Origin of the sequence: Polaribacter sp. Q13 (assembly GCF_016858305.2) — a bacterium.
Taxonomy (GTDB): domain Bacteria; phylum Bacteroidota; class Bacteroidia; order Flavobacteriales; family Flavobacteriaceae; genus Polaribacter.
The window spans coordinates 2253553-2272338 of record NZ_CP074436.1; the positions used below are offsets into that span (position 1 = coordinate 2253553).

Annotated in this window: 15 protein-coding genes and 1 pseudogene; 11 read left to right on the plus strand and 5 right to left on the minus strand. The window is 30.9% G+C overall.

Going from position 1 to position 18786, the window contains the following annotated elements:
- Positions 1-38 precede the first annotated feature (38 nt).
- On the minus strand, positions 39-374 hold the full coding sequence (locus JOP69_RS09445) for a hypothetical protein (RefSeq protein ID WP_203394864.1): 336 nt from the start codon (positions 372-374) through the stop codon (positions 39-41).
- 409 nt (positions 375-783) lie between these two features.
- Between JOP69_RS09445 and apaG the strand changes: the two genes are divergently transcribed.
- From apaG to JOP69_RS09455, 3 genes and pseudogenes are all read left to right on the plus strand, one after another.
- A complete protein-coding gene (gene apaG, locus JOP69_RS09450) occupies positions 784-1170 on the plus strand; it encodes a Co2+/Mg2+ efflux protein ApaG (protein ID WP_203394865.1) in 387 nt (128 codons plus the stop codon).
- A 146-nt stretch (positions 1171-1316) separates the two neighbouring features.
- Positions 1317-1463, plus strand: a pseudogene (locus JOP69_RS18820) (DUF3667 domain-containing protein); the annotation flags it as partial.
- An 18-nt stretch (positions 1464-1481) separates the two neighbouring features.
- A complete protein-coding gene (locus JOP69_RS09455; protein ID WP_252191093.1) occupies positions 1482-2231 on the plus strand; it encodes a hypothetical protein in 750 nt (249 codons plus the stop codon).
- Here the strand turns inward: JOP69_RS09455 and JOP69_RS09460 are convergent.
- Positions 2209-2913, minus strand: a complete 705-nt coding sequence (locus JOP69_RS09460) for an NRDE family protein (protein ID WP_203394866.1) — start codon at positions 2911-2913, stop codon at positions 2209-2211. The genes JOP69_RS09455 and JOP69_RS09460 overlap by 23 nt on opposite strands.
- A 154-nt stretch (positions 2914-3067) precedes the next feature.
- On the opposite strand from JOP69_RS09460, the gene pruA reads away from it, so the two are divergent.
- Positions 3068-4693, plus strand: coding sequence for an L-glutamate gamma-semialdehyde dehydrogenase (pruA, locus tag JOP69_RS09465; RefSeq protein ID WP_203394867.1), 1626 nt, complete (start codon positions 3068-3070; stop codon positions 4691-4693).
- Between the two features lie 87 nt (positions 4694-4780).
- Entirely contained in the window at positions 4781-5170 is a 390-nt protein-coding gene (locus JOP69_RS09470; RefSeq protein WP_203394868.1) for a DUF2306 domain-containing protein, read from the plus strand.
- 274 nt (positions 5171-5444) lie between these two features.
- Here the strand turns inward: JOP69_RS09470 and JOP69_RS09475 are convergent, their stop codons facing one another.
- On the minus strand, positions 5445-8735 hold the full coding sequence (locus JOP69_RS09475; RefSeq protein WP_203394869.1) for a zinc-dependent metalloprotease family protein: 3291 nt from the start codon (positions 8733-8735) through the stop codon (positions 5445-5447).
- Between the two features lie 65 nt (positions 8736-8800).
- Between JOP69_RS09475 and lipB the strand changes: the two genes are divergently transcribed.
- Positions 8801-9505 (plus strand): lipoyl(octanoyl) transferase LipB, encoded by a 705-nt coding sequence (gene lipB / locus JOP69_RS09480; protein WP_203394870.1) that lies wholly within the window; start codon positions 8801-8803, stop codon positions 9503-9505.
- 97 nt (positions 9506-9602) lie between these two features.
- Here the strand turns inward: lipB and JOP69_RS09485 are convergent, their stop codons facing one another.
- Together JOP69_RS09485 and JOP69_RS09490 are read right to left on the minus strand one after the other, a co-directional pair.
- Complete coding sequence (locus JOP69_RS09485) at positions 9603-10655, minus strand: nucleoid-associated protein (RefSeq protein ID WP_203394871.1); 1053 nt, start codon at positions 10653-10655, stop codon at positions 9603-9605.
- 253 nt (positions 10656-10908) lie between these two features.
- On the minus strand, positions 10909-11508 hold the full coding sequence (locus JOP69_RS09490; RefSeq protein ID WP_203394872.1) for a ribonuclease HII: 600 nt from the start codon (positions 11506-11508) through the stop codon (positions 10909-10911).
- Between the two features lie 124 nt (positions 11509-11632).
- Here JOP69_RS09490 and JOP69_RS09495 point away from each other — a divergent pair, with 124 nt between their 5' ends.
- From JOP69_RS09495 to JOP69_RS09515, 5 genes are all read left to right on the plus strand, one after another.
- Complete coding sequence (locus tag JOP69_RS09495; RefSeq protein ID WP_203394873.1) at positions 11633-13591, plus strand: putative porin; 1959 nt, start codon at positions 11633-11635, stop codon at positions 13589-13591.
- Positions 13592-13912: 321 nt separating this feature from the next.
- Entirely contained in the window at positions 13913-14170 is a 258-nt protein-coding gene (locus JOP69_RS09500; protein WP_203394874.1) for a hypothetical protein, read from the plus strand.
- Between the two features lie 94 nt (positions 14171-14264).
- On the plus strand, positions 14265-14939 hold the full coding sequence (locus tag JOP69_RS09505) for a response regulator transcription factor (protein WP_203394875.1): 675 nt from the start codon (positions 14265-14267) through the stop codon (positions 14937-14939).
- A 4-nt stretch (positions 14940-14943) separates the two neighbouring features.
- Positions 14944-16191 carry a HAMP domain-containing sensor histidine kinase gene (locus JOP69_RS09510; protein WP_203394876.1) on the plus strand — a complete coding sequence of 416 codons (1248 nt, stop codon included), beginning with the start codon at positions 14944-14946 and terminating at the stop codon, positions 16189-16191.
- 99 nt (positions 16192-16290) lie between these two features.
- Positions 16291-18699, plus strand: a complete 2409-nt coding sequence (locus JOP69_RS09515) for an outer membrane beta-barrel family protein (protein WP_203394877.1) — start codon at positions 16291-16293, stop codon at positions 18697-18699.
- Positions 18700-18786: the final 87 nt, after the last annotated feature.

Consider the following 18786-nt stretch of genomic DNA (forward strand, 5'->3'; position numbering starts at 1 on the left):
TTTTTAAAATTGAGTTAAAAAATACTTAGACCTAAAATTTAGTCTACTTTTTTAGCAAGAACATCTTCTTCTTTTAACCAATTACCTTCTTTGTCTGCATAAACTACCGTTTCTGTTTCATCAATAGTAAGTTCAATTTTATATTGTTCACTTCCGTTTACATAGGCTTTACCAATAATAGCCGTTGCATAATCTTTTAAAATTGCATTACTTACTGCTTCTGGTAAATCTTCTAAAGCAACTTCTTTAAAGTCTTCATTAATTGTCATCACAATTACTTCGCCTGAATTGATGTTGTTGTTAATGTTTGCTGCAGAGATTGAAATTCCACTAGATAAGATTGCTACTGCTACTGTTAAAATTAATTTTTTCATAATTTAAGTTTTAAGGTTATTATTATTTACGATTAGTATATAGAAATAAATATGCCGCAAAGAACTAGCATTGCAAAAAACAAACTAAAGCGCTAAAAAACAATTGTTTAAGTTTTTTTTATTTTATTTCAGTATCTATAACTCGTGTAAAACACGTGTAATGAATCATCTGATTGAGTAACTTTTACTCAATATAAAATAGCACCCACTTTATTTTAAAAAGTATATTCATACAAAACGAGATGAGAACCTAAATCAAAATTACATGAATACACAACTAGTAGCTTTTATAAATATTTAGAATTTGTAGTAAGAAAATCCATCAATTCTCATTACACATTTCAAAAAAATATAAATGAAGTGAAAAATCATTTGTAATTTATTATCAAAAAAACTACTTTTACTAGCAATGATAAACCAAATTACAAAAGGCATAAAAATTTCTGTTGACACCAAATACAAAGGCACAAACTATAGAAACAACAGACTGCACCATATTTTTGGGTATATAATTACGATTGAAAATAAATCTACCGAAACGGTAAAACTTACAGATAGATTTTGGACCATTTTTGACACACTTAATAATACAGAAATTGTTAGCGGAGAAGGTGTAGTAGGACAAACCCCCACTTTAAAACCAAATGACACATACACCTATAGTTCTGGATGTTTTTTAGAATCTAACATAGGTGCCATGAAAGGTTTTTACACCATGATAAACCTAGAGACTTTTGAGCAATTTAAAGTAATTATACCAACTTTTCAACTAACAACCCAAGCAACATTAAACTAGCTAAATCTAAAAAGAAAGCAATTACCATAAAAGATCCTGCATGTTTAAATTGCGGACACCCTTTTAACGGACAAGAAAAATTTTGTCCGGATTGTGGGCAGAAAAACAAAGGAAACAAGATTACTTTTTCAAGTTTTATTCATGAACTGTTTAGTGGCTTATTTAATTTTGATGCAAAGTTTTGGAAAACCTTAATTCCACTTTTAACAAAACCAGGAGAAGTATCTAAAAATTACATTGCTGGTAAAAGGCAACGCTATTCAAGTCCTTTTCAATTTTACCTAACCGTTTCTGTCCTCTTCTTTTTAATTGTGGGGCTTACGGATAGTTATAATGATTTCAACAATTTTAGAAATGGAAAAAAATCGAGTAATAATTTATTCCCTGGCATTAATCTTAATTTTAAAAAAGACCATAAAAAGGATTCTATTCTAAACTTAAAAGAAATAGATTCTTTAAGAACAGCTCTTAAAGATACTATTTTTAAAAAGCCATTTCTTAAAGTTGCTGGCAAAGAAATAAAGATTATCAAAATGCTAAATTTTCAGAAAAAACATCCTGAAATTTATGTGGACGACGCTTTAGACAGTTTAAAAATAAATAAAAGTTTTTCAAACAAATTTTGGTATTCAAGATCTAAATTACTCAACAATATTTTAACAGATAGCGCTGTTTCTAAAAAATTAAGAAAACAGCTACTTTCTTACTCTACCGTTGCACTATTTATATTATTACCTTTATTTACACTCTTTTTAAGGTTTATTTACATCCGAAGAAAGTTTACGTACGTAGAACATCTAATATTTGTTTTCCATACTCAAACTGTCTTTTTTCTATTGCTTTCAATTTTTTATATTCTAAATTTCTTTATAGAAACAGACAGTTACGCAGGTTTATTTTTATTAGTTTTCTTATTATATTTATTTCTAGCAATGAAGAATTTCTATGAACAAGGTTTTATTAAAACTTTTTTTAAATACCTATTGGCAAATGTTTTGTTTATGATTTTCACTTCGCTTGGTGTTGTTTTTATTTCATTTATTGCTTTTGCATTATTTTAGATGTATTTACAAAATCTAAATAGTGCATTTTAACTTCTAAATTTACTTTAACCACCGAAGTAATACTAACCGTTTCCACTGATTTACGTTTCATTTTAGGAGAAGTACCCAAAGTCCCTAAGTTTTCATTTTGATGAAATTCTAATATATTTTCTTGATGAAATTCATCATTTTCTAATAACCAATTCGCAAACCATTCTTCTCTCATCTCTTTCATTTCTTTTGTATACAAGGTAGAGGAAGACCAAATTTTAGGTTCTTGTGGTAATTTATTAAAATGTTTTGTAGTACCATCCCAAACCAACTCATAGATTTCTAATTGATTTTGCCAATCAACTAAAATTAAAGTAAAAGGTTCAATGTCGCTAAAATCATAATTATTAATAAAAGAAACGCCATCAGTAGCTGTTAAAATATTTTTTACAATAACCCCTCTACTCATTTTATAAAAACTCTTTCTTATATGTATTTCAAAACCACCATTTAAAAGGCAAACCAATCGTTTTTTATCACTTAAACCAATCCAAGTTCCACCAGCTAATTCATCTTTAGGATAGGTTAACTCAACCCCATTTTCTATATATCTTTTTGGTGAAATTGTATTTCTTAAAGGAGCCTCATCTCTATTAGATGTAAGAATAAAATTATCACCTTCTAAGGGCAGATAGGTTACTGTACACATATATCTTTTAATTATTTATGATAAACTTTACGTTTAGACGATATCTTTATATATTCCTTAACAAAAGACATTAAAATCTGACTAAAATTATTGAAACAAAAATTGTAACTTTGAAACTCAAAATTAGTCGATTAAAATTTAAAAAACATACAAAATGGCAAGAGGATTTTTTAATGTTCCAAAAGCAGTAAATGAACCTGTAAAAGGGTATGCTCCGGGCTCTCCAGAAAGAGCGGAATTATTAGCTACTTATAAAACAATGTTTAACAGCAATATTGATGTGCCAATGCACATTAATGGTGAAGAAGTTAGAACCGGAAACACCAAAAATATTACACCTCCTCATGATCATAAACATGTAGTTGGGCAATATCATACAGCAGATAAAACACATGTAGACGCCGCTATTTCTACAGCTTTGGCTGCTAGAGAAGCTTGGTCTAATGTAAGTTGGATGGAAAGAGCTGCTATTTTCTTAAAGGCTGCAGAATTATTAGCGGGTCCTTATAGAGCAAGAATGAATGCGGCAACAATGATTGCACAATCTAAAAACGTATTTCAAGCAGAAATTGATGCTGCTTGCGAAATGATTGATTTCTTCCGTTTTAATGTAGAATATATGACTGATATTTTTAAAGATCAGCCAGCATCATCTCCAGGAGTATGGAACCGAGTTGAGTACAGACCTTTAGAAGGATTTGTATATGCAATTTCTCCTTTTAACTTTACTTCTATTGCTGCAAACTTACCTGCATCTGCTGCTTTAATGGGAAATGTTGTTGTTTGGAAACCTTCTGATCACCAAGCATATTCTGCACAAGTAATTGTAGATTTATTTAAAGAAGCTGGTTTGCCAGATGGTGTTATAAACGTAGTTTACGGAGATCCTGTTATGATTTCTGATACCGTTTTAAGTTCTCCAGATTTCTCTGGATTACACTTTACAGGTTCTACTCATGTTTTTAAAGAATTATGGAAACAAATTGGTAACAATATTCATACTTACAAAACATATCCAAGAATTGTAGGAGAAACAGGTGGAAAAGATTTTATCTGGGCACACAATTCAGCAAATCCTTTACAAATTGCAACCGCAATGACAAGAGGTGCTTTTGAGTACCAAGGTCAAAAATGTTCTGCTGCTTCACGTTCTTACATTCCTGCGTCTCTTTGGCCAGAAGTTAAGAAACACTTAATTGCACAAGCTAGCGAGTTAAAAATGGGATCTCCAGAAGATACTTCTAACTTTGTAAATGCAGTTATTCACGAAGGTTCTTTTGATAAAATTGCAGGTTATATAGATGCTGCAAAAACAGATAAAGATGCAGAAATAATTATTGGTGGAAATCATGATAAATCTGTTGGTTACTTTATAGAGCCAACGGTAATTGTTAGTCAATCTCCAAAATACGCAACGATGGTAACTGAGTTATTTGGCCCAGTTATGACGGTTTATGTATATGAAGATGCTGAGTGGGAAGCTTCATTAAAATTAGTTGATGAATCTACAGAATACGGATTAACAGGAGCAATCTTTTCTACAGATAGATACATTGTAGAAAAAGCTTCTAAAGCATTAGAAAATGCTGCAGGAAACTTTTATATTAACGACAAGCCATCTGGAGCTGTTGTTGGTCAGCAACCATTTGGAGGAGCAAGAGCTTCTGGAACAAATGATAAAGCGGGTTCTGCACAAAACTTATTACGTTGGACGTCTGTTAGATTGATCAAAGAAACTTTTGTAACACCTACAGATTATAAATATCCTTTCTTAGGATAGTCAAAAATATCATTTTATAAAAAAAGCCCCATCAAATTTGATGGGGCTTTTTATTTCTCTTATTTTAGAGAAATAAAATAATAAACTATGGAATACAAATACCTAATGTACTCGCATTTAATAACAGTTATTCCTTGTATTTTTATGGGTGCTTATCTATTAGCTTTAAGAAAAGGAACTCCGTTTCATAAGTTACTAGGAAAAATCTACATGTCTTTAATGATGATTACCGCAATCATTACATTATTTATGCCCGCTTACGTAGGTCCACAATTATTGAATCACTTTGGGTATATTCATTTATTCAGTTTTCTAACAATCTATAGTGTACCAACGGCTATAATTGCCGTAAAAAAAGGACAAATTAAAAAACACAACCTAAAAATGATATTCCTTTATTTTGGAGCCATCGTTATTGCTGGCGGATTTACTTTAACTCCGGGTAGATTTTTACACACTTTCTTTTTTGGTAGTTAACCATAAAAAAAAACATCACTTTTAAAGATGTGGTTATAGCACTGTTTTTACCTAGTGTATTGTATATTTTATTGAAATTTCAACTATCTAGAAGGTTTTAATATTGAAATTTTTATTAAGAATATGAATTTTAGCTTCTAAATTAGTTCTCGATACAAAATTTCTGAAAGAGAAATTTAACTCGAACTGACATACTGTATTGTCTTTTCGAAATGAGCTTTTTTAAACGATTGAGAAATCTCATCCAAACGAAAACTCAACCGGTTATTAATATCTATTTTATAATCAACTTTCTTGTTGTTTGTTTATATCCATTAGTAACTTTTAACAAATACAAGCCTGAAGCAGCTTTTTCAAAAAACACTCTTTTAGAAAAATTGGTTACAGTATTATAATATTTTTTTTCATCAATCAATCTTCCTCTAACATCAAATAATTGTACAGATACTTTATCTGTATTCACTAACTGAAGATTCAGTGTAAATTCTCCTTTTGTTGGGTTTGGATATAAATTAAAACCTTCAAAAGCAACCTTATCAATAGAAGCCGTATTATCTACAACTACAGTATAATCTTCGGTTTCGCCCCATTCCGTTAAATGATCAGAATCACAGGCTCCATCTCCATAACCTCCTGTAGAATCATCATATTCTATAACAACTCTCATTGTTGTGCTTCCAAATTTGGCATCAGTAGGAACTGTAATCATAAAAGTTTTAGTTCCAATATCTGCTAACTCAGTCCCCAAATCATATCTTTCCGAAGTTTTATCAAAAACAAAATCTTGATTCCAATCTACAAATACATACACATGATCTTGATATCCTCCTGTATCTAAAGTTACAGATACTTGATGTTCATCTCCTCTTTTAACAGTGGTTTCAATCGTTTTAAAATCTTCATATCCATTAACAGCTGCATTTCCAGAATCATTATTAATGGTATTAAATGTTACATTCGTAATAAATTCTGTCCCTTTAACATCGTCTGTAAAGTTAGAAGCACAATACGTAGGTGTTAAGGTTTTAAATTGAAATACATTCGAAAAACTTCCTTCTCCACAACTATTTTTAGCTTTTACCCTCCAATAATAAGAAGTATTTACAGCTAGTCCTGATAAAGAATACTCATTTAAAGTTACGTTTTCACTGGTTATTATATTCGTAAAACCACTGTCAGCAGCCACTTGCACATCGTAATTACTGGCGTTTGAATCTGCAACCCAATTTAAGGTTGTACTTAAATCTATTTCATCTGTATTATTAGCTGGAGATGTTAAGGTTAAAGCGCCAAAACTAACAGTTGTTATATTTAGTCCTAGATCTATATTGTTATTTATACTCGAAGAATTCCCTATTACATTTATGGTATAAGCTTGCGGAGTTACACCATTTAAACCCGTTATGTTCACTGTAACATTGCCATCGCCACTTATAGTAGTTGGATTAAAAGACACTATAGCTCCTGCTGGTTGCCCCGTTGCAGTAAAAGACACCGCCTCCGAAAATCCGTTTACAAAATCAAAATTTAAAAGATAACTTACAGATTGATTTCCTGTATTACAAGCAAACTGTGTTCCACTTGTGTTCGTCATTTCAAAAGTTGGCGTTGATGAGTTTATTGTAAAGTTTGTTGCATTTACATTATAAAAAATATTATCTGCCGCTTCCACCATAATTCTTGCAGACGTTGTTGGATTCTCTGGAATTTCAACATCTTCAGTACCATCATTTGGTGTGTTTTCTTTTAAAATAATAGGAAAAGTTAATCCGCCATCTATAGACAATTTAATCGTTACATTTTGGCAATTAATAGGAGTAACATCCGTGGTTCCTTTATTCCAAGTTATTGCTTGAGTTGAACCACCATACCAAGTAACCGGAGTACTTGGTGTTAAAACGGTAAAAGCATCTGCGTCTTCTACGGTCACTTTCATATTATCTCTTGCGGTACTTCCCCCACCCGCATGATTATCTCTTACTAGAAAAGAAAAATTTAAATCTCTTGCTACAGAAGGCAACACTTCCCAAGTTGAAGCAATACTACCTGCAACCACAGTTGCTAATTCTGGCATGTATCTTTCTGAACTCGTTGCAGAAGGTAAAGATCTAAACATTGGCCCTCCTGAATTTGTTGCAACAGGAGGCATTGTTGCTACCTCATTATCTGTTTGCTCCCAATTATAGGTTAAACTAGCGGTTCCGTCTGCATCCGTCCCAATTCCTTTTAATAAAAAAGGTGTAGATTTTGGAATACTATAATCTAACCCTGCATTTGCAGTGGGAGCTGAATTATTTGCATCTGTTAACACAGCACAACTTGCAGAAGATTGAATGGTACTCCACATTTCCGCAATGCTAACTGCGTGAAAATAATCATCACTTTTAGATTGTACATTTGGCGAACAAATACCGGCATACCCCATTATAGTAGAAGCACTTCCTGGTTCTACTGCTGTTCCGTTATTTCTATTACAATCATCATTATTCTGTGTATGATTTGCGCCAAATTGATGTCCCATTTCATGTGCCACATAATCTATATCATAAGCATCTCCAATAGGCTGACTTCTTCCTGTTACACCGCGTGCTTTACTTCCCGTTATACAAACTATGCCCCCACCTGCTAAACCATCTCCTCCAATACTAAAAACATGTCCTATATCATAATTGGCATTTCCAATTTCTGCGTCACAGATTGTTTGTACTTCGTTAAGCATTGTATCAGGATCTCCATCGGTAATATTATCTGTAGCCGCATCTAAAAAAATCACTTTATCATTATCTCCAACAATAACCATCTTTACAGATAAATCTCTTTCATAAACACCATTTACTCTTGTCATGGTCGTATTCATTGCAGATAACACTGCTGCTTTTTTTACTTCATCTGTTGCTGCAGTTGATATATTTTGATTGGTTAAATGAAATTGAGCGTATTCTCCACTACAGACTAAAGCTAACCTAAAAGTTCTTAATTTTCCGTCATTAGCATTTTTAGAAGCATTTACTTGCGTAATAACTCTTCTTGAAACCTCTTCTACATGACACGTAAAACCATCTTTATCTGGTTCTAAATCACTTCTTTTGTAAACTATTAAAGATTTATTATCTTTAGAATAAGGATCTATATATACTGTTTTTTCTACACCAGAATACACTACCGCATGAAAACCATCTGTACCAACACTAATTTTTGCTACTGCCGTAGGATCTTCTATCCCCTGAGCAGAATACGACTTAATCATTGAAAATTTTTCTGATAACTTCGTTTCAAAATTTGAATCTTCTTTAATTAAAAAATTAGAGAAGCCTCCTTTAGCATTTGGCAGTTGTATTGTTTTTTGTGCCCTTTTAGATTTTGATTTTAATACTGTATTAAAGCTATTTACATCTATTGAGACTAGATCATATGCTTTAGGAAAATTTTTCTTTTGATAAACTTTGTCTTCCTTAATTGTATAACTATTTTTATCAATCTTTTTTAAAAAATTCTGAGCATTTACAACACCTATAGAAGAAAAAGATATTATAAAAATAAATAATACAGAAAATCTTGTATTCATAAAGCAGTAATTTATATAAAATTGTTATCAAATATAATGAAATAATTATCTTTGTAGTCGACATTATGAATAGAAACATACTATTAAAGGACTTATCCGTAAAAGATTACAAAGAAACTTGGGATTACCAAACTGAATTATTACAAGAAATTGTAGATGTTAAGATTGATAATCGTAAAAGTGAAAACAAAAACCCTACCAAAAATTACTTTTTATTTGTAGAGCATCCGCACGTTTACACCTTAGGTAAAAGTGGACATATGAGTAACTTATTACTAAATGAAAAGCAGTTGGCAGAAAAAGGGGCTACTTTTTATAAAATAAATCGTGGTGGAGATATTACCTATCATGGTCCTGGTCAAATTGTTGGATACCCAATTCTAGATTTAGAAAACTTCTTTACAGACATACATAAATACTTACGCTTTTTAGAAGAAGCTATTATTTTAACCATTGCAGAATATGGTATAAAAGCAGAAAGAAGCGTTGGTGAAACAGGTGTTTGGTTAGATGTTGGAACACCATTTGCTCGTAAGATTTGCGCTATGGGAATTCGTTCTTCTCGTTGGGTTACCATGCATGGTTTTGCTTTGAATGCAAACGTAAACCTTGGTTATTTTGATAATATTATTCCTTGTGGAATTAAAGGAAAAGCGGTCACTTCTATGGAAGCAGAACTCAATAGAAAAGTAGATGTAGAGGAAGTAAAAGCTAAAATTTTAAAGCATTTTAAAGTGCTTTTTGAAGTGGAAGCATTTATTGAATCTTAGAATTTGGCTAAAGCCTTTATCGCTTTCTAAAACAAAAAAACACAGACTGAAGTCTGTGTCTATTTGTTTCTAGAATCTTGTTTCTAAATTCTTAAATCTATTTCTCTTCGTTAAAATACACTTTATAGTATTTCATTTTCTTTTCTTCATCATATCCTCTTTCTAAATATTCTGATGCCGCTTCTGGTGCATCTACATCTAGTTTTATGTTGATGTTGGTATCTAACTTAATTTCTGTTTTTAGTTTGTTTTTTTCCTTCTTTAAAACAACTCCAGAAACATCAAAATTATTTCTGATTAACACATCGTTTAACTTCTCGAAGTGATTTTTATACTCGTCAAATTTTTCTTTATGTTTCTCATCATCAAAAACCTCATCTTTAAAAGTAGCGTAATCTACAGCTTCATTTTCTTTAAAATAATCTACTGTACTTGCTAAGAAGTTTCCTTTTTCGTGCATGCCTAATTCTGGCTGAATTACTTCTTCAGAAAATTCTTTACACATTTCTAAATAGTTTTGTGTATGTGAATTATAATCGTCTGCTAGTTTTACAGATAAGAAGTTCTTAACCCAATATTGTGCATCGTAATTATTATTATCTACAGACAATACAACGGTACCTTCTTCATCTGAGGTGTTTAAAACCAAACATCCTTTATCTATTCTTTTTGTAGAAATTCCTTTTTGTACAACAATATCAAAACTTTCGTTATCGTCTAAATAAGTCTGAAAGAAATCTACTTTATTTTCTATTTTAAAAACTCCAATTGCTTCTGTTAAAACATCTTTATACTCGATACCTTCTATATAAACCACCAAAACATCACCAGTTTTTATTTGTGCTGAATTAGATTGTTCAAATAAATGGTTTACAATGCTTTTAGAGTATTCTACAAAACTTTCTTCGTCTGTAAAAACCTCTGAAGCAAATTTATTTACCTCGTTTAAACGTACGTCTTCATGTTTTGTAAAACGGTAACTTTGAGTTAAATTTCCGAATGGCTTTAATAAAAAACCTTTCATTAAATCGTAACTTTCTTGATCGAAACGAATTAAGTCTTCAGAAAAAACATTTTGTCCGCTATTAAATTTATTGGCTACTTTATGTAAAATACATTTGGTAATTTCTGCTTTGGTTTTTCTAATCATTACTTAAATTTTTGGAGCGTAAAAATAGTTGAAGTTTTTAAATAAAAAGGAAATAATTGTATGAGATTTTCTAAAAGTTAGCAAAATGGCTTAGCCCTGATTGAACCTTTCGTCTGCGCTCAAGACAGGCTATTTTTTTGAGCTCTTTTTTACTGTCAGTTCGAGTGAATTTGTGAAGAATGAGCAAATTTGTATCGAGAACAGAAGTAAAAAAGCGAGTAGTGAAACCAGGAAATAGCTTCTAAAAAACAATTTATAACTTTAATTTTGTCTGTTCTGGCAACAACTTAAACGTTTTTCTGTGGTACTTTGTTGCGCCAAATTCTCTAATTCCGTTTCTGTGTTCTTTAGTTGGATATCCTTTATTTTTTGCCCAATTATACATTGGGAATTCTTGATGAATCTTTGCCATATACTCATCTCTATAGGTTTTTGCCAATACAGAAGCGGCGGCAATACTTAGATATTTAGCATCACCTTTTACAATAGTTTCATGCGGAATATCTTTGTAATCTCTAAATTTATTTCCGTCTACAATAATAAATTCTGGCTGAATTTTAAGCATTTCGATAGAACGATGCATGCCTGTAATAGAGGCTTGCAACACATTTATTTGATCTACTTCTTCTTGCCAAACAAAAGAAACTCCAAAAGCAATGGCATTTTCTTCTATAAACGGACGCAATTGATCCCTCTTTTTTTCGGACAATTGCTTAGAGTCGTTTAAAAAAGGATGTGTAAAATCTTTTGGTAAAATTACCGCAGCTGCCACAACAGGCCCACATAGGCAACCTCTACCGGCTTCATCTGTGCCGGCTTCTAAAGAAAAACCACTATAATTTGATGCTAACATTTTGCAAAGAAAAGAAAAGTTTAAATACATTTGAAGAAACATGCCTTAATTAACAGATTTCATAATAATTATTAACAATTATTTTCGTTTAATTATTTTACATTTGCCATTGCACAAACAGTCTATGAATAAATCGTTATTTTTCTTATCAATTTTTGTTCTCTTTATAACAAACACCTTGTTTTCTCAAAGAACTTTTAACCCAGTTCAAGAAAACGGTTATAATACCACACAAAATGACACCCTTAGAAATACGGGAGAAATTAAGGTAAAGTTATCTGGTAAAACAAAGTATACGGACTACAAAATATTTTCTCACGATAGAGATACTACCTATATAGATACTACTTTATCGATACAAAAAGACTATAAGTTTAATTATTTAAGAACTGATAACTTTGAGTTATTGGCTTTTCATAATCAAGGACAAACTTTCACCAATTTAGGGTATGATTTTAATAATCTAAAATTATTACCAGATATTGGTTTTACCGCAAAACAGTTTAGTTATTTAGATGTTGATGAAATAAAATATTACGAGGTTCCTACACCAACAACAGAAATTACATACAGAACTGGTTTGCAACAAGGGCAAATTCTAGACGCTATTTTTACGGCAAACTTTTCTCCGAGATTAAACGTATCTCTTTCTTATAAAGGGATTCGTTCTTTAGGTGCTTACAGAAGATCTTTAGCAAGTCATGGTAATTTTAGAGGTGCTTTTCATTACAGAACTAAAGAAAACCAATATGAAATTCGTGGTCACTTAACATCTCAAGATTTCTTTAACGAAGAAAGTGGTGGATTGCCACAAGCGGAAATTGAGAAGTTTGAAAGTAATGATCCAGACTATACTACAAGGTCTTATTTAGATGTAAATTTAGATGATGCAGAAAATAATTTTGAAGGTAGAAGGCTTTATTTAGAGCATAGTTATAAACTGATATCAAATAAAGACAGCGTCCATAAAAAAGATTTTAGCAACTTAAAAGTTGGACATGTTTTTACGACAGAAACCAAAGAATATAGTTTTACGCAACCTACAATAACTACAGAGTTTTTTGGTGATTCTAATGATTCTGGAGCAAGCAATAACCAAGCTAAAAATACCATTACTAATAATGAGTTAAACTTAGAATTTAATTCTAAATACGTACTGGGTAAATTTAAAGCGAAAGTAAATATTATAAATTATTCTTACGGATATGACTCTATTTTAAACTCAAATAGTAACATTTCTAAAATAAAATTAGAAGGTAGTGCCATCTCTGTTGGTGCAGATTGGAATGCTAAGATTAAAAACTTTCATTTAAATGCTACGGGTAATTTATCTCCAGGAAGTGGTAGATTGTCTGGTAACTTTTTACAAGGAGAGGCTTTGTATAAAAAGGATAGCGTTTTTGCAATAAAAGGAAGCTTGTTAATTAGTTCTAAGTCGCCAAATTTTAACACCTTACTACACCAAAGTAAATACGATGCTTATAACTGGTATAACGACTTTAGCTCTGTAAACACCAGAGATTTAGGGTTCGATTTAAGTTCTAAATGGTTAAATGCTTCGGTTAATTTTACCAACATAGATAATTACACGTATTTTGATGCCGATAACAAACCGCAACAATTTAATAACCAAATTACCTATTTAAAAGTAAAAGTTAGTAGAGAGTTTCGCTATAAAAAGTTTGCTTTAGACAATACCATAATGTACCAAAACGTAAGTAGCGGAAGTTCTGTTTTTAGAGTACCAGAATTGGTTACCAGAAACACATTCTATTACCAAGATTACTGGTTTAAAGGAAAACCAATGTTGGTAAATATGGGAGCAACTTTTAACTACTTTACAAAGTATAAAATGAATGCTTATAATCCGTTATTGGCAGAATTCACCTTGCAAAATGACCAAGAAATTGGCTTTCCTTCTATAGATGTTTTCTTTAACGCACAAGTACGAAGAACGCGTTTGTTTTTAAAAATAGAGAATGTAACTTCTAGCTTTACAGAAAAAAACTATTACTCTGCACCTAATTATCCATATAGAGATTTTACCATTCGTTTTGGATTGGTTTGGAACTGGTTTATATAAGCCCATCCTAAATCCTTCCCGAAGGGAAGGACTTTTAGCTAGTTTGCTCATAAATTAATTTTATTATGATTTTGATTCTTTCTTTAGTTTTAATTCTAATAACAACAAGTGTTCTTAGTTTAATACTCTTATTCAAATGGAAAAATTTAGCAACTTTTATTTTACTAAATATATCAATAATCATTATTTATATTACTTTGATGTATTTTACAAATAACAACTATAATTTTGGTTTCTACTTTAGAATTCTAACGTATACAACCCTTCAATCAGCTATAATTTTTATATTTTCAATTTACAAAAATTTTAAATTAAGGAAAAATGATAAAACAACTTAAAGATAACTGGAAACTCTTTTTAATGGCAAGTTTAACATTAGGGCTTGCGCCTTTTAATCCGCCACATATTTTGGGTAAACTTCAATGGATTTTAGGTGGAGGAGCTTTTTCTGGGGAACACGCCATGCAACCTCAAGATTGGTTTGATGTTTTGCTACACGGAAGTCCGTGGTTGCTTTTAATCATTTCTATTGTTTTAAATCTTTTTTCTTTACAAGGAAACAACCATAAGAAACAATAGAACTCTTACCTTTCTCTTAACATAAATTAAAAAACCTTCTCTTTAGATTAAATTTAGAATCGAATACTAATTTTATTGTTTTAAATTTATAGGCATGAAATATCTAATAGCTGAAGATGAACTAGATTTACAACAATCTATCGTAACTTACTTGCAACGCGATGGAAATATTTGTGAAGTAGCATCAGATTTTTATGAAGCTTCCGAAAAAACCGCCATATATGATTATGATATTATTATTTTAGACATTAATTTGGTTTCGGGCAGCGGTTTAGAAGTACTAAAATCATTGAAACAAAATAAGAAAAAGGCGGGTGTAATTATCATTTCTGCCAACAACTCATTATCAGACAAATTAGAAGGTTTAGATTTAGGAGCAGATGATTATATTACAAAACCGTTTCATTTAGCAGAGCTTAACGCCAGAATTAACGCAGTACTTAGAAGAGGTAAATATGGCGGCGATGAAATTATAACGTTTCATGAAATACAAATTAACACCAACGCCAGAACCACTCATATTGAAGGAAAACCAATATCGTTAACCCGCAAAGAATACGATTTATTAGTCTTTTTCATTTCTAATAAAGGACGTGTTTTATCCAAAGAAATTATAGCGGAACATCTTTGGGGAGATAATAGTGATTTACTAGATAATTTTGATTTTATTTATGTTCATATCAATAATTTACGTAAAAAACTAACAATAGAAGGCGCTAAATATATTAAGACTGCTTACGGAAGCGGTTATAAATTTATAGAGGATTAAACACATGTCAAAAAAAGTAACGCTTCTAAAAAAGACATCTAAAACATTCCTTTTAACTGGGTTTATTTTGGCTTTTTTAAGCGCTGTAATCTTATATTTTTACACAAAAAATCTTTTAAAAAGTGAAATAGAAGAAGAACTTTATTCCACCGAAGCACGAGTGATTAATGCTTTAAAAAATGGAAGTACCAGCTTATCACTTCCTCCAGTTACCGAAGTAATTATAACAGACCACTTAAAAAGTAAAGTATTAAAAGACACCTTAATTTACGACCCTTCACAAGATGAAATGGAACTATTTAGAGAGTTATCTACTTTCAAAAAAATTAATGGAAAAAACTATAAAATAACGGTGCGGAATTTGGTGGTAGAGTCCGAAAGTTTTTTGGTGGCAATCGTTATTTCTAATATCCTGATATTGGTTGCAACCTTTATGTTTCTTTTTTATTTTAATAGAAAAAGAAATCTAAAATTATGGCATCCTTTTTTTAAAAACTTAGAGCAAATGAAACATTTTTCTCTAACTTCTAAAGAACCAATAGCCCTTATAGATAGCGATGTTTTAGAGTTTTCTGAATTAAAAAATGAAATTATATTGCTTACGGAAAAAGTAAAAACAGATTACGAGAATTTAAAACAATTCTCTGAAAATGTATCGCATGAAATGCAAACTCCTTTAGCTATTATTCAAGCTAAAATTGACAATCTCATAAATGAGCATGGCATAAATGACAAACAGTTTGTACAAGTAACTTCCATTCAAAAAGATATTCAACGTTTAAAACAACTGAATAAAAAAATAACAATACTTACCAAAATAGACAACCATCAGTTTATAAATCTTGAAGTTGTAAATCTCACGAAACTTATCAATGAAAAAATAGAGAACTTTAAAGAATTAAAACAAGTACACCTTTCTCTCAACATAGAAAAAGAATTAACCATTTCTATGGATTCTTACTTGGCAGATATTCTTATAAACAATTTAATTTCCAACGCTATAAAACATAGTAAAAAGGAAGAAGAAATTACAGTTTACACCAATGGTTCTATTTTAAGTATTTCTAATTTTGGAGACAAAGCACTGGTAAATCCTGAAAATATATTTTTACGTTTTTATAAAGAATCCAATAGAAAACATTCAACAGGATTGGGTTTAGCCATTGTAAAAAAGATTTGCGATTTTTATGGATTTACTCCATCCTATTCTTTTAAAGAGCATCAACATATTTTCTCTGTTCGTTTTAAATAGTACCAAATAAACATCAAAATTCATTTGGTATAATTAAGTTATCAAAACTTAAGAAAAACTTAAGATTTGAGCCTTATTATTGCAGGAAATCTTAAAATAATGCTCAAAAAAATATTATTATTTGTTGTAGTACTTTCATTTTCTACACCCTTGTTTTCTCAAAATAAAGTTACTATTTCTGGAAACGTAAAAGAAAATAATAATGATAATGCAATTGCATACGCAAATGTAGTTCTGAAATCGAAAACACAGAAAGCCTTTATAGTTGGAACCGCAACAAACGATAATGGTTTTTTTACCATAAGCAACGTAACATCTGGAAACTACTTTTTAGAAATTTCTAGCATAGGTTATCTTACCTACAAAGAAGCCATTTACATAGGAACCTTATCTAATTTCATCAATTTAAAAACCATTCAACTTACCCCAGACGTTACCAGTTTGAGTGAAATTGTAATTGACACGAAACAAGATGAAATTAGTGCGAAAATGGATAAGAAAACCTATTCCTTAAAAGATAACATTAATCAAAGTGGTGGTTCCGTTTTACAAGCCATGCAAAATTTACCAAGTGTAAGTGTTTTAGATGGTAAGGTAAAATTACGTGGAAATGATAAAGTAATTGTACTTATTGATGGCAAACAAACTGCGCTTACTGGTTTTGGAAATCAAGCTGGTTTAGACAATATTCCTTCTTCTGCTATTGATAGAATTGAGGTGATTAACAATCCGTCTTCTAAATATGATGCCAATGGAAATGGAGGGATTATCAACATTATTTACAAAAAAAACAAAGTACAAGGTTTTAATGGTAAAGTAGGTTTTACGGGAGGTTTAGGCGCTTTGTGGGAACGCAAAGAAAACTTACCAAGTATAAGACCTCAATATTCGGCAACTCCAAAAATTAATCCATCGTTATCTTTAAATTACAGAAAAAACAATATCAATGTTTTTTTTCAAGGTGATTATTTATACACCGAAACGCTGAATAAAAACGAGTTTGTTACTCGTACGTATGATGATGGAACTATTATTAAGCAACAATCTAAACGAAATAGGGACACACATTTTTCAACCTTAAAATCAGGTATAGATTGGAATATAGATGATAAAAACAGTTTCACTTTTTCTGGTTTATACGGTACTGAAGTAATTATTGACAATGGAGACCAACCATTTTTTAATGAAGACTTAAGCAATCGTTTAAGACTTTGGCAATTTCTAGAAGATGAAGTAAAAATTACTGCAATGGCAACCGCTAACTTTGTACATAAATTTAAAGAAGCCGGACATAATTTAACGCTTGGTTTCAATTATACCTTTCATAGAGAAGATGAAAAATATTTTTTCGATAATATTTTACCAAACGAACCCGTAAGTGAAAACTCATTTAAATTACTTTCTGATGAGCAAGTGTATGATTTTAATATCGACTATGCAAAGCCATTAAAATATGGTAAAATGGAAACAGGTTTAAAATTCAGAAAAAGAAATATTCCTATTAACATGCAGTTTTTCCCAGGAACCAACACACCTCTTGATATTGAAGCAGGTGGCGAAGCAGAATACAAAGAATTGATTCCTGCTGTGTATGGAAACTATATTTTTGAGAATGAAAATTACGAAGCAGAAATAGGTTTGCGTGTAGAATATGTAGATTTAAACTATAACGTAAACCCAGATCATAACACATACAAAAATGGTGGTTATGATTATTTTGAGCCGTTCCCAAATGTTCGATTTGCTAAAAAAATTGATGAAAACAATAAAATTTCTATTTTCTATAACCGACGTGTAGACAGACCCAATGAAGTTGATATTCGTATTTTTCCAAAATATGATGATGCAGAAATCATTAAAGTAGGAAACCCTAATTTACGTCCGCAGTTTACCAACTTATTAGAATTCGGTTATAAAACCAGTTGGAATTCTGGTAGTTTATACAGTGCCATTTATCATCGTTTTGCAGACGGAACCATCACAAGAATTTCTAGTTCTATTGGCAATGATCCTTTAATTTATGCCATTTTTCAAAATGCAGGTAAAAGTTCTAATAGTGGTCTAGAAATGGTTTATGAGCAAGAGGTTTCCGATAGCTATTCATTTAACTTAAATGGAAACATCTATCAAAATAAAATAGATGCTTTTTCTGTTGTAAATTTATATCCAAGTGAAAATATTTTTTCTGCGGATCAACAAAAAATAACTTCCGGAACGTTAAAACTAAACAACACCTTTCATTTTTCAAATAAGTTAGACGCACAATTAACGGCAAGCTATTTAGCCCCAGATATTATTCCGCAAGGTAGAAGGGAATCTATGTTCTCTTTAGATCTAGGACTTAAAAAATCAATTCAGAAAGGAAAAGGAGAACTCTTTTTTAATGCTACAGATTTATTAAACACCATGGTAATTAAAAAAACAGTTGAAGGGAAAGGTTTTAGCTACACTAGTAATAATTATTATGAAACTCAAGTAATTCGTTTAGGGTATACTTATAAGTTTTAATCCTACTTAATTGTCTTAAGGTTTCCTTTAAAATTGATGATTCGTTTTATAGTTATAATTAAAATCGATATCAATTATGAAAATAAA

What these genes read in the sequence shown, in the direction of transcription:
- pruA (WP_203394867.1), top strand. Translation starts at nt 3,068, where the DNA reads ATGGCAAGAGGATTTTTTAATGTTCCAAAAGCAGTAAATGAACCTGTA.
- JOP69_RS09485 (WP_203394871.1), bottom strand. Translation starts at nt 10,655, where the DNA reads ATGATTAGAAAAACCAAAGCAGAAATTACCAAATGTATTTTACATAAA.
- apaG (WP_203394865.1), top strand. Translation starts at nt 784, where the DNA reads ATGATAAACCAAATTACAAAAGGCATAAAAATTTCTGTTGACACCAAA.
- JOP69_RS09445 (WP_203394864.1), bottom strand. Translation starts at nt 374, where the DNA reads ATGAAAAAATTAATTTTAACAGTAGCAGTAGCAATCTTATCTAGTGGA.
- JOP69_RS09515 (WP_203394877.1), top strand. Translation starts at nt 16,291, where the DNA reads ATGCTCAAAAAAATATTATTATTTGTTGTAGTACTTTCATTTTCTACA.
- JOP69_RS09490 (WP_203394872.1), bottom strand. Translation starts at nt 11,508, where the DNA reads ATGTTAGCATCAAATTATAGTGGTTTTTCTTTAGAAGCCGGCACAGAT.
- JOP69_RS09470 (WP_203394868.1), top strand. Translation starts at nt 4,781, where the DNA reads ATGGAATACAAATACCTAATGTACTCGCATTTAATAACAGTTATTCCT.
- JOP69_RS09495 (WP_203394873.1), top strand. Translation starts at nt 11,633, where the DNA reads ATGAATAAATCGTTATTTTTCTTATCAATTTTTGTTCTCTTTATAACA.
- JOP69_RS09475 (WP_203394869.1), bottom strand. Translation starts at nt 8,735, where the DNA reads ATGAATACAAGATTTTCTGTATTATTTATTTTTATAATATCTTTTTCT.
- lipB (WP_203394870.1), top strand. Translation starts at nt 8,801, where the DNA reads ATGAATAGAAACATACTATTAAAGGACTTATCCGTAAAAGATTACAAA.
- JOP69_RS09505 (WP_203394875.1), top strand. Translation starts at nt 14,265, where the DNA reads ATGAAATATCTAATAGCTGAAGATGAACTAGATTTACAACAATCTATC.
- JOP69_RS09460 (WP_203394866.1), bottom strand. Translation starts at nt 2,913, where the DNA reads ATGTGTACAGTAACCTATCTGCCCTTAGAAGGTGATAATTTTATTCTT.
- JOP69_RS09510 (WP_203394876.1), top strand. Translation starts at nt 14,944, where the DNA reads ATGTCAAAAAAAGTAACGCTTCTAAAAAAGACATCTAAAACATTCCTT.
- JOP69_RS09500 (WP_203394874.1), top strand. Translation starts at nt 13,913, where the DNA reads ATGATAAAACAACTTAAAGATAACTGGAAACTCTTTTTAATGGCAAGT.